This window comes from Dethiosulfatibacter aminovorans DSM 17477 (assembly GCF_900142005.1).
Taxonomy (GTDB): Bacteria; Bacillota; Clostridia; order Tissierellales; family Dethiosulfatibacteraceae; genus Dethiosulfatibacter; species Dethiosulfatibacter aminovorans.
This window is the reverse complement of sequence record NZ_FQZL01000017.1, coordinates 68,387-80,622: the sequence shown is the minus strand read 5'-3', so window position 1 is coordinate 80,622 and position 12,236 is coordinate 68,387. Positions and strand designations below refer to the sequence as shown.

At 39.9% G+C, this 12,236-nt stretch carries 10 protein-coding genes and 1 pseudogene; 1 reads left to right on the top strand and 10 read right to left on the bottom strand.

The annotated features are described in order from the left end of the window. Window positions 1-252 precede the first annotated feature (252 nt). The 9 genes and pseudogenes from BUB05_RS11645 to BUB05_RS11605 all read right to left on the bottom strand — a co-directional run bounded on the left by BUB05_RS11645 (window position 253) and on the right by BUB05_RS11605 (window position 8,617). On the bottom strand, window positions 253-594 hold the full coding sequence (locus BUB05_RS11645) for a glycosyltransferase family protein (protein WP_073049785.1): 342 nt from the start codon (window positions 592-594) through the stop codon (window positions 253-255). A 14-nt stretch (window positions 595-608) separates the two neighbouring features. Next, the gene (locus tag BUB05_RS11640) at window positions 609-1,544 is read right to left on the bottom strand and encodes an NAD-dependent epimerase/dehydratase family protein (RefSeq protein WP_073049784.1); all 936 of its coding nucleotides are present in this window, start codon (window positions 1,542-1,544) and stop codon (window positions 609-611) included. After that, entirely contained in the window at window positions 1,541-2,407 is an 867-nt protein-coding gene (locus BUB05_RS11635) for a polysaccharide deacetylase family protein (RefSeq protein ID WP_073049783.1), read from the bottom strand. Before BUB05_RS11635 ends, BUB05_RS11640 begins: the two co-directional genes overlap by 4 nt. A gap of 37 nt (window positions 2,408-2,444) precedes the next feature. After that, window positions 2,445-3,224 carry a methionyl-tRNA formyltransferase gene (locus tag BUB05_RS11630; RefSeq protein WP_073049782.1) on the bottom strand — a complete coding sequence of 260 codons (780 nt, stop codon included), beginning with the start codon at window positions 3,222-3,224 and terminating at the stop codon, window positions 2,445-2,447. A 6-nt stretch (window positions 3,225-3,230) separates the two neighbouring features. Beyond that, on the bottom strand, window positions 3,231-3,845 hold the full coding sequence (locus BUB05_RS18875; protein WP_073049792.1) for a sugar transferase: 615 nt from the start codon (window positions 3,843-3,845) through the stop codon (window positions 3,231-3,233). Between the two features lie 87 nt (window positions 3,846-3,932). Continuing rightward, window positions 3,933-4,361 (bottom strand): annotated as a pseudogene (locus BUB05_RS18870) (VanZ family protein); the annotation flags it as partial. A gap of 145 nt (window positions 4,362-4,506) precedes the next feature. Beyond that, window positions 4,507-4,761, bottom strand: coding sequence for a hypothetical protein (locus tag BUB05_RS11615; RefSeq protein ID WP_073049781.1), 255 nt, complete (start codon window positions 4,759-4,761; stop codon window positions 4,507-4,509). Continuing rightward, window positions 4,736-6,238: a [FeFe] hydrogenase H-cluster radical SAM maturase HydG gene (gene hydG, locus BUB05_RS11610; protein WP_073049780.1), complete on the bottom strand. Its 1,503-nt coding sequence runs from the start codon at window positions 6,236-6,238 to the stop codon at window positions 4,736-4,738. Before hydG ends, BUB05_RS11615 begins: the two co-directional genes overlap by 26 nt. Window positions 6,239-6,544: 306 nt before the next feature. After that, window positions 6,545-8,617, bottom strand: coding sequence for a S8 family serine peptidase (locus BUB05_RS11605; protein ID WP_073049779.1), 2,073 nt, complete (start codon window positions 8,615-8,617; stop codon window positions 6,545-6,547). Window positions 8,618-9,013: 396 nt separating this feature from the next. Between BUB05_RS11605 and BUB05_RS11600 the strand changes: the two genes are divergently transcribed. After that, on the top strand, window positions 9,014-10,855 hold the full coding sequence (locus BUB05_RS11600) for a hypothetical protein (protein WP_073049778.1): 1,842 nt from the start codon (window positions 9,014-9,016) through the stop codon (window positions 10,853-10,855). A 71-nt stretch (window positions 10,856-10,926) separates the two neighbouring features. On the opposite strand, the gene BUB05_RS11595 is transcribed toward BUB05_RS11600, so the two are convergent. Continuing rightward, a complete protein-coding gene (locus BUB05_RS11595; protein WP_073049777.1) occupies window positions 10,927-12,093 on the bottom strand; it encodes a nucleotide sugar dehydrogenase in 1,167 nt (388 codons plus the stop codon). Window positions 12,094-12,236: the final 143 nt, after the last annotated feature.

Here is a 12,236-nt window from a genome sequence, read left to right as displayed (position 1 = left end):
TTAAGTTGTGCAGCAGTTATCCGCTACAGGAACATTTTCAGCGTGCTATGACAAGGATTGAAGGATTATCTTTCTAAGGATTTCAAAAAACTTGAACCCTACATACCCAGGGGGTAGTCTACCCTTTTTTAGGGAATACTTTGATCCGTTCGCATCAGTTTTAAGCGAACACCTTTTTGAAGAATACAGCAAGGCACTTTCCTTAGGAAAATTGCTTGATATACATGCTAAATATGAAATTTTTAGTGGTTCTTATGTTTCTATGAATAATTCAGGTTTACCTATATATTTCTTCGTAACGCTAAATAATCGCACATAATATGCTAGCATATTCTTAACTCGAGCTAATATACTTTTAGCTGATGAAGGAGTGTTGACAAATACAAAATCAATGCCTGACTGATTCTCAACAGTATAGGCGTTCCCATCTTCGATTAAATTCTTGTCTGAAAAATGAAGATATGATGCTGCAAATACAGTTGTTTTATAGCCTTCTGCTTTCATATTTATAGCAAAATTAAATGGTCTGGTAAATCCATTCATAGTTGGTGGAGTAGCATAATGATGAAAAACCCAAATGTTCTTTTTAGTCATAAATATTTTCCTACCTAATAATAATATTCCCTTGAGTCCCTCAATCCGTCTACAAGTCTATATCCAATCTCATAACCCAGCAACCTGTTAGCCTTATCATTGGAAACCATTTTGGTCTCCCCAGCCACAGCCAATTTCTTGAGAGGTCCTATCTTCGATGCAATATTCATGCAAAACCATCCAGGTATATACAATCTGAATGGTTTATATCCAAACACATCGGATATATTGTCTATCATCTCTTTATATCCGAAATCTCCGGAAGATATGTTAAATACCTCTCCCGACTTTATATCATCACTTTCTATATACTTCTCCACAGCCTGGATGAGATCTTTCAAATAAAGCAGTGCTTTTTTATTCAACCCATCGCCTATCATCGGTACCAACCCTTTTCTGCAGAAAGCTATGAGAGATTTCATGCTTCCTTTATCATTTACCCCATACACTGATGCAGGTCTGAATATACAGACTGATGGATTAACATCAGCATTATTTTCTGTTATATATTTCTCACCCAAAAGCTTACTCTTACCATATACACTCGTGGGGTTGGTTTCAGTTTCTTCAGTTATTAACTCGTTGGAGGCTTCGTAAACATCATTCGTGCTTAAAAAAAGGAATTTATCGACACCTTTTCCTGAACAAATTTCAAACAAATCTTTAGTACCTTCAGCATTTGTTTTTATGAACTGCTTTTCTTCTTCAACAGTTTTTGGCACCCAATGCACTGCAGCAGCCAGATGAACAACGCAATATACATCTTCAAGGCTATCCTGCCATTTTTCCATATCCGAAAGACTTTCCTTTATTATTAAAGCCTTATCGGAATATTGTTCAATCCTGTTGGTATACTTGTCCAACAATACAAGTTCGTATTTATCTATAAGTTCATTTACAAGGGCACTGCCTATCATGCCATTTGCACCTGTAATCAATACCTTCTTCATGCTTCAATACCTTCTTCATGAGAATTCAAATCAATGTAGTCACTGAATTTCATAAACTCTACATTCTGTTTCTTGAGCCACTTTATATATCGAATAAGCTTTTCACTAAGTCCCGGTCTTCCCACCTGAAATCTGAAGTGATTTTTCGTACCCATTCTCTTTCCATTCTCCAAGGTTTCACCTACGATTTCAAATGGATGTATATAAAACACAAAATTGTCTTCTTTTTCCCAATGTTTCCTCATAAAATACTTCATAAGCCATAAGGGAAACAGTCTGAAATACCCTCCACCTGATATAGGAATCGATTTTCCCATTATCTCAAGAGTCGGTGTTTCAAATTCATATTTGTCACCTTTTCTGTATATCATACTTTCCATTTTATCAAATGATGACATATCCATAACATTATAAAGTTTGTGTTCCTTGAACCGTATTAAGCTTGCATCATATATAAATCCAAGGTCCCAAAGAACATCAAACTTTTCATTTTCCATAGAAAAGCAAGGTGCTCTGTATCCTTTAATCGGTTTACCAATAATATCTTCCAATACTTTTTTCGATTCACCAATTCTTTTTCTGAATTCTTTCGTAGTGAGTTCATACACCAGTTCATGTTCCTTTCCGTGACACCCAATCTCATGACCTAGATCAGCTATTTGCTTCACAATATCACGGTTCTCCCTGGCTGTCTCTTCAAGAACAAACACCGTCAGATATACTCCATTATCTGCCATTGTTTTCAAAAATGGTATCACTTTCGAAGCAAACCGCTGTTCAGAAGAAATAATATCTTTATACTCCTTTACATATTCAAGATGGTACCATTCTTCGAGATCCAATGTTAGAAAAAATTTTCTCATATCAACTATTTCCCATTCATATTTATTGATTTCTTACCTATATAAGCCTCTTGTTCCTGGTTCTAAACTCTTTTCCCTGCTCTGCAGTAGGCCAGGTGAAGTACCTTCCTTCTGAAGCAAAGTTGGGTTTTCTAACCAAGGTTCCATTTTCAATATCCTTGATTGCTTTAATCATCATTTCTCCGCCTACTTTCTTTGTCCTTTCCATAAGCTGGAACATGGATTTACAGTCGCCAATATATACTTTGTCTTGAGCTACAATATCTCCATCATCAATTTTCTTGGACATATAATGAACTGTAGCCCCACCGTATTCTTCTTCATTGAATACATACCAAAAACTCGGCATGCACCCTCTGTAATCAGGAAGTAGGCTTCCATGAACATTCAGTATGCCGTACTTCGGAGCCGAAAGCAGCGGCTCTCTAATAATTTCCGGAGCTGAAAATGATAAAATCACATCCGGCTCCATCTCAACAACTTCCTTAAAGAAATCTTCATCGTTGGATGAATCAATAACTTTATATAGAATGCTGTTTTTCTTAGCTACATGTTCAACTCCGCATAATCCTTCAAACAAACTGTATCCTGTTACTTGGTCAAGTTTCGCCAAAATGGAACGCATCACAGTTACAAAACCCATTTTCCCTACCTGGAAAAATCCAAACCATTTTATAAAGTCGCTCAATTTATTCTGTAAAGAACTCTTGCAGTCAACATTCACTATCTCTAAAACTTCGGAATTGTCAATTATCTTTTGTATATTCCTGGGGATAAAAAATCTATCCTGCTGTGTCATGATTATAACTTTAAGCATCGAATATCACCTTATATCCGTCATTTTTTTATTTGATCCACTTCCACCCTCAACATAACCCTCACTGCTTATTACTTTTGATATAGTACCAAAAAAGCATTTCAGGTCCATCATAAGTCCTGATTTTTCAACATACTCGCCATCAAACCTGGCCTTGTCTTCAATGGAAATCTCATCCCTGCCGTTAATCTGAGCCCATCCTGTAAGTCCAACTGGTACGTCATTGGCACCATATTTATCCCTTTCTTCAATAAGGTCATACTGATTCCAGAGAGCAGGTCTTGGACCAATTATGCTCATCTCGCCCTTCAATATGTTAATTATCTGGGGCAATTCATCAAGGCTTGTCTTTCTAAGAACCTTTCCTGTTTTTGTAAGCCATTTTTCAGGATCATCCAGCAGATGAGTAGGCATATCCTTTGGGGTATCAATTCTCATGCTCCTGAATTTCAATATATTGAAGTGAGTCTTATACATTCCAACCCTTTTCTGCTTGAATAAAACTGGCCCTTTTGAATCCAGTTTTATCATTATAATAAGGATCAAAAATACTGGAGACAGTATTACAATCCCAATAAACGATAAAACTATATCTATTAATCTCTTTATTACCATATACATACTATATTTCTCCTGTAATCCTCTTGTTTCCAAACACCATATTATACCACGGTATTCCTTAAAAAAAACATTAATTATAACTATATACGTTAAAATACCCGCACATGTTCCCGAAGTGTCAATAAAAACATCGAAAACAGCCGGTCCTCTTCCCGGAACGAACATCTGGTGAATCTCGTCCGTAGCAGCATAAAGACTGCAAATCAGTAACGCTGCAACAAGCCTTTTGGGAAATGTCATATTACTTCCCAGGGCAGAAAAAACAAGAATGCCCAGTATGAAATACATGATAAAATGTGCATTCTTTCTGATTATGCCATTCAGCGTTTCAACATCAAGGTCTGCATTTGGAGCAACCTTTTCAACAGTCTCAACTACAATCTCAGTTACTCCTGTACTCAAATTATTTGAATCATCCGCCACCTGAGCGGAAAAGCTGAATATCAGCATCATCCATAGTAGGACAGCTATCCAAAGTACAACTCTTTTCTTGCTAATAATGAATTTTTTCACCATTTATTCATCCATATAATAAAAAGGCGTCTGCAACAGCAGACACCTCTAATTCCAAATTATTTATTCCAATATCTACCCAGGTGGTAGTATATCACACAAATAATCAATGCACAATCATTAATCCGATTTTTATTTCCCGTTTACCTTATTGAATACTGCATGCCACCGAGGTCTTCACCTGATGCAGAAGATTTTCGTCCACGCCATCCTCGACTATGAATCCAAGTACATCACTTATCCTGACCCTTTTCTGCAACATGAAATATTCATCGGACCCTGCCAGCCATGACCATCTGTTTCCAAATATTTCGCAGAATATTATTCTGACATTAAATTTTTCGTATATTTCCCTTACGATGCCGTCAAGCTTCCTCTTATAGATAAAGGTCTCTTTCTCCATTGGAAATCCTCTCATAGTATTCTTCAAGCTTTCCTATCAGATTATGCTTCTGGTAGAACTCCATGTTCCTTACTTCTTCCATTTCCTTCTTTATAAGTTCCTCTCCTATAGCCTTGGTTTCATCAGAACCATAGTCGTCGAGGTACTCCTTGAAGGTAAGGATTGCATTGAGCTTGCAGAACTTGCCTTCGACACATTCCTGGAGAAGGCCCATGATCTTGTCTCCCGTCCTGCCGCATCTGTAGCCTGCAGTACAGAAGGAAGATATCTTTCCTATTTCCGCCATCTCCCTTATGACCTCGTCAAGACTTCTGGTTTCTCCCAGCATGAACTGCTGCTTTTCCTCGTCCTGGAGCTTTGCAGCCTCACTGTATCCACCTATACCAATCCTTGTGGATGCATCTGTCTGGGTGCAGCCCACCTGGATTACTTCCTTCTTGATTTCAGACTTCTCCCTTGCGGTTATTATAAGTCCCGTATATGGTACGGACAACCTTAGAACAGTAACCAGCTTCTTGAAGTCTTCGTCGCTAACTATATATTCAGAATTCGTACTGAGTTCGGATCCTGACGCCTGGGTCATCCTTGGGAATGATATGGTGTGGGGACCTATTCCGAACTGCGTCTCAAGGTCGATTGCATGGTAAAGAAGACCCATAACCTCGAACCTCCAGTCGTAGAGCCCGAAGAGGGCACCTATTGCCAGATCGTCTATTCCTGCATCCATGGCCCTGTGGAGGGCATAGAGCCTCCATCTGAAGTCGCTCTTCGGTCCTGCGGGATGGAGCTTCTTGTAGAGGTCTCTGTTGTATGTCTCCTGGAAGACTTGGTATGTACCTATTCCAACTTCCCAAAGTTTTTTTAGATCAGCTGTGGACATGGGAGCGGCATTTATATTGACCCTTCTAATTGATCCTGTGCCATTGCCGTTTTTAGCCTTTTTCTGGACGCTGTATATTGCCTTGATGGACTCTGCCATATAGTCAGCATCGGACTGGGGATGTTCTCCGTAGACCACTATCATCCTCTTGTGTCCAGCATCTATGACATGCTCAGTCTCTTGCTTTATCTCATCCATTGTGAGTATCCTGCGCTTCTCGTGAGGGTTTTCCTTTCTGAATCCGCAGTAGGTGCAACTGTTAACGCACAGATTGCTGCAGTAGAGAGGTGCGAAGAATACTATCCTGTTGTCGTATACCTTTCTCTTTATTTCTGCCCCTGCTTCGTACATTTCCTCCCATAGCTCCTCGTCCCTCACATTCAGCAATGCTGCCGTCTCGTCAGGATCAAGTCTTGTTATGGAAAGTGATTTCTTTATGATTCCCCTTATATATTCCTTGTCTGGTTCACTGTTTTTCGATAGCTTGTCCCATATAAGGTCTTCATCGATGAAATCTTTTCCATTAATTAAATATTTGTCAATCTCTTCCTGCTTAATAACATTTTTCGCCCATTCTCGAGCATTTACACTAGCCATTACGCTACCTCCAAATATTTTTCACTGAATCAGCTTCTGTGGGAGCGCACAATAAAAGCCTCTCGAGGGAGAGGCCAAGATACAACAAATTCAACGACTTCATTAAAGTCGCATTCATTTCATGGTCGCTGCCCCTTTCACTCAGAATCGATATCCTTGCGATTAGGAAACGTTTTTCAGTTCGTTAATATATTAACACTTTCATTCTTGGAATGCAATGTTTTTTTGTTTTATGCTAAAAATTTCCGAACACTGTAAAAGAAAAGCGAGGTGTCACAAAATGATCACCTCGCTTTATAGTGTCTGTTATCTAATGGTTGTAAAATATGTCACCAGTTTCTCCGTCAAATACTCATCCTCTGCATTCTGTACAAAATTCGTATTTACAGTCAAAGTATATTTTGTCTTAGGTAAATAGGTAACACCTTCTTCCAATGCAATAAACCCTTTTAATCTATCTTCACTAAATGATACATTAGCATTTGTCAATTCGACAGTGTCAACCCTGGCCACAAGTGACAATGCAGTTACATCAACAGAACTTAAATCAATAGCTTCACTGAATGACAGCTCTATTACCTCATTAGTCGCTACATTTCTCGCTCCAGATACTGGTGATATAATGCTTACATTAAAGCTATCCTCTGTTGGCGGGTATACAGGTGGATCCACAGGCTCCGTATCAGCAGGCAAGATTTCATAAAGCTCTGATTCAACAATTGTTGTCAGTCCACCACTGTCCTCTGCTGTCACCTCAACATAAATGCCCTTACCCTCATATCCATCTATTACAATTGTCTCTCCTGAGTCAACTGTCACCGTACGATTTTTATTCACCTTAACCTTCCACGAATAAGTGAAAATCAAATCAGATTCATCATCATTATCATCTGTCCATCCACCTGGATTTGCTGTTAATGTAACACCAACCTGTATAACATCACTTTCACTTGATATGGTAGGTTTTTGTTTTGGATCGTTCACTGGCGGTTGATTCTCATCTGGAGGTTTTGTGCCGTATTCCGGTGTCAGTAAAAGGGCATTGTAGGCATTGAGACGGCCTCCGGACTTAACGTAGTTTGCATAATAGCTGTCATATACCACCGATTCCATGACATCATTTATGAGCAATTCCGGCGACCTTAATAGCTCCGAATCAGCTGTCAGATTATTCACATTCATCTCGTGGCTTATCATCAAAGCAAGTACACCGGATACATGAGGGGTTGCCATTGAAGTACCGTACCAGGATTCATAAGCATTATATGGCACCGTACTCTTTATTGCAGCTCCCGGAGCAAAAACATCCACACTTTCTGTTCCGTAATTTGAAAAATCCGATTTTTCGTACAATCCGTCATTATTGTAATCATTATCTAGCGAAGCAACTGCTATTATGTTTCCACAATTATATGAAGATGGGTAGTGGGGCTTTAAATCATTATTATCTCCTATGAAGTCGTCACCGCCATTCCCTGCAGCTGCAACGAACACACCTCCATGATCCGTTCCGAATTCATCTATAGCAGTCTTTAGAGTATTGCTGTAGCCGCCTCCTCCCCAGGATGCATTTATTATCTTTGCACCATTATCACCTGCATACTCGACAGCATATGCTGCATCACTTGAATAACCGTAACCGTCACTGGCAATGAACTTTAGAGGCATGATCACAACATTGGGCGCAACTCCAACCACTCCATCACCATCGGCTTCAGCGGCTATTGTTCCTGACACGTGGGTTCCATGGTCGTCAAAAGTTCCGTCATATACAGTATTGTCATTGTTGCAGAAATCCCATCCGTTTACATCATCTTCATAGCCGTTTCCGTCATCATCAATTTCATTGCCTGGGATTTCTCCCGAATTTGTCCATATATTAGCATCTAAGTCAGGATGATCAATCTGCACTCCCGTATCTATAACAGCGACTATTACATCTCCCCTTCCCTGTTCAATAGCCCATGCTTCCTGTGCATCTATATTGTCCATTCCCCACAGGCTGCTTAACATCGAGTCGCTTGGAATGGATTCCGCCTGAATTTTTGAAGCCTCAAGAACATAATCAAGCTCCGCATACTCAACCTTGTCATTCATGTTCAATGCTTCAACCACTTGTTCCACAGGCATGCTGCCGTTTACCATCATTGTCTCGGCACCCATCTTGAACTTTCTATTTGTCTCAAGCTTATAGCTTGCCTTTATTGCCCTTTTCTCCACCGCTGCTGCATTATCGGCAAATTTCACTATGATTCTGTCACTGGCGTAATCATGCACGTCATCCTTATGTCCACCAGAATCTGTAGTCACACCAAATGCAGGCACAACCATTGTTGCAACTATTGCAAAAACAATTAAACATACTAATTTTTTCCTCATTTAACCCTCCTTCAATTACTGTAAGTGCAATTTCTATACTTAATATTTAAATCAACCAAGAAAGCTGCTACGCCGCGTCAACGGTTCAAGCCGTTGTTCTAATGCGCAGAAAGTTGTCATTTATCGCATATAACCCATAACGGTGACATGAAAACACAAGTCAAAGCATATTATTGCTTATTAAAATAATACGTATACAGACATACATAATGTGGGGTGAAATACAGATTTCAAAAACGAGATCCTTGATTTATCTCGTAAATATCTACTTTTTCAGAAAAACAAATATAATGATTATTCAATAATTTATTTACATTTCATGGCATTTATACTATTATATTTGTAAATAAAAAATGGTGAATTTTTTTTAAAATTGACTTCTTAGGAGAAAACAAAATGAAAAAAACAAAGCTAACAGTATTACTACCCATCATCCTTATAATCTGTCTGCTGTCCGTTGGGTGCGGAGCGGCAAGCGGTGGTTCTACCACTATCGCAGAGGAAACGATCCTTGATGAGATATTTATTTTCAAATCCAATGGTCCTGGCAGTTCAACAGGTGACTTGTACTTTATTGATGGAGACAAGGAAAAAATTAAAATCGACTCGGATGTTCTGAATTCAACCTTTCAAGTGACACCCGAAGATAAGAAAATCCTTTACGTCACTGAGGACAACACGCTCTACCTAAAGGAGACCGACAAGGAAAAGGAAAAAATCACCTCAGACGTATATCCTTACTCGGCAAGGTTCAGCGCAGACGAAAGTACCATCGTTTTCGAGAAAGCAGATTATGATTCCTACGACCTGTATGTAAAGAAAATCGGGCAGGACAAGGAAAAAATCGCTTCTGACACTGAATACTTCGACCTTTCATGGGATGGAAACTCAGTCTTCTACATAGATTCCGAAGACAATCTATATATCAAGAACCACGACCAGGACAAGGAAAAAATCGCTTCAGACGTCAGCTTCATATATCCTTGCAGTGATGGTGAGACGATTCTTTATATTAACAACGACGATAACTTCTACTATAAAAACATTGTCGAGGACGAAAAGGTCAAGCTGTCTTCTGAGCCTGTTGAGCAATACTACAATATCTTTGTATCCGACGATTCGGAGATGATTACATATTTGGACGAGTACGATTATTTGAAATCAAGAGGTGAACTTTACTCGTATGAAGTAGGTGAAGAACCTCAAAAGCTTGCATCCGACGTATCCAGCCATTACATGAGCCGCAACGGAAAGTATGTTTATTACTTGAACGATGAAGAGGAGCTGTACGCAATAGACATTAAAAGTGATGAAAAGGAAAAAATAGCAACCGATGTTGTAAGCATAATCACTTCTCACAATGGAACGTCTATAGCATATCTTGATACGGATGACATCCTTTATGTCAAGGAAACAGGCAAGGAAAAGGAAAAACTTGCAACTGACGTCCTCAAATGGGACCTGACCGGAGACGGTGCCGTTATCCTCAACAACGACAATGAATTGTACATAAAGAGAAACCGCAGCGAAGAGAAGGAACACCTGGCGGACAGCATAGAGGACTTTCTAGTTGTATCAAATGGAACCTGTTTATATTATTACAATGACAACGACGAGTTGTACGTGATTGAAAAAGACCAGGAACCCAGGATGATTATGGACGGTCTGGACAAGAATGAAAATGTCCATATACAGAACAGTCTTTTCATGCAGACGAAGCTGTCTCTTGAGGATATCTCGGGCATATGGAAAAACGACTACTACGATGAAATCATAACCATCTCGGATGACGGAACGGTATCCGTAGATTCCTTTGAATACGGTGCCTACGAAGGTCAGATGATGAATGTTGAACCTTTCAGCGACAGTATTTCCGCCACTATCTTCGATGAGGAATACACTTTCAGTGTAAATGACGAAAATTCTATCCGCATCGACTACGATGACTACTACAGGATTGACGAAGATGAGTACAGGGAATGGCAGGACGAGCAAATGAAATACACCTTGCTTTACGAAGTCGTTTTCATAACAGGAGACAATGTCACCTGCTACGCCAATCATGACGCCGGTTCCGAATATATGGGATTCTACAGTTACGGCGACGAGCTTTATGTTGAAGACGTATACAAGGATGACAGCGGCGCGTTCTGGCTTATGGGCAGCTTCTATGACGACTACTGGAACTATACAGAGATCTGGCTGCCATTTGATTCCGAACTGATGTTCATTGAATAGGGGTACAAAAAAAGGGCATCCGCCCTTTTTTTATATTCTTTATCACACAATTCCGATTTTCACCGAGTTTATCAGTCCCTGCTGAAAAGATCCCTCGTATAGACCTTTTCCTCCACATCCAGCAGACTGTCATCAATCCTGTTTGCAACTATTACATCGCATATTTCCTTGAACTCGTCAAGGTCCTTTACAACCCTTGACCTGAAGAAATCATCCTCCTTGAGGGCAGGCTCGTACACCACCACATCTATACCCTTCGCCTTTATCCTCTTCATTACTCCCTGGATTGCGGACTGTCTGAAATTGTCGGAGTCGGTCTTCATTGTAAGCCTGTAAATGCCTACAATCTCTGGCTCCCTTCTGATTATCATTTCAGCCACATGGTCCTTCCTTGTCCTGTTGGCATCCACTATTGCAGACATTATATTCTGTGGAACATCGGCATAGTTTGCCAGCAGCTGCTTGGTATCCTTAGGAAGGCAGTAGCCTCCGTAGCCGAAGGAGGGATTATTGTAGTGGCTTCCTATTCTTGGATCAAGTCCCACTCCCTCTATTATCTGTTTGGTGTCAAGTCCTCTCACCTCTGCATAGGAGTCTAGCTCGTTGAAGTAAGCAACCCTCATGGCAAGGTAGGTGTTGGCGAAAAGCTTGATGGCCTCCGCTTCGGTAGAATTCGTATACAGAATTGGAATATCTTCCTTCACTGCTCCCTGGGCAAGGAGATTTGCAAACACTTCAGCCCTTTCAGACTGCTCTCCAACCACTATTCTCGAAGGGTGGAGGTTATCGTAAAGAGCCTTTCCTTCCCTCAAGAATTCAGGCGAGAATATTATATTGTCGGTCTCGAACATTTCCCTTACCCTTTCCGTGTATCCAACAGGTACGGTTGATTTCACAACCATGACTGCATCGGGATTTATTGAAAGAACATTAGCTATTACAGCCTCTACGCTTCTTGTATTGAAGTAGTTCTTTACTGGGTCGTAATTTGTGGGAGTTGAGATTATTACATAGTCGGCATCCTTGTATGCCAGATAGTTGTCTGTCGTAGCCCATAGGTTAAGCTCCCTCTTTTCCAGGTATTCCTCAATTTCCCTGTCTATTATGGGGGACTTCTTGTCGTTAATCATGTCCACCTTTTCCTTGATGATGTCAAGGGCTATTACCTCGTTGTTCTGTGCCAATAGTATCGCATTTGAAAGCCCCACATATCCTGTTCCCGCTACCGTTATCTTCATTTTCTTCCTCCGTGTGTCAAAATTCATATCTTAATATATTACTTGATTATCTTTATGTAAAAACTAAGACTACTATAAGTCAATGTAAATTATATCAGACAATGTGGTCAAAACCCAATATCTTTTTAGAAAAAAAAGAAAGA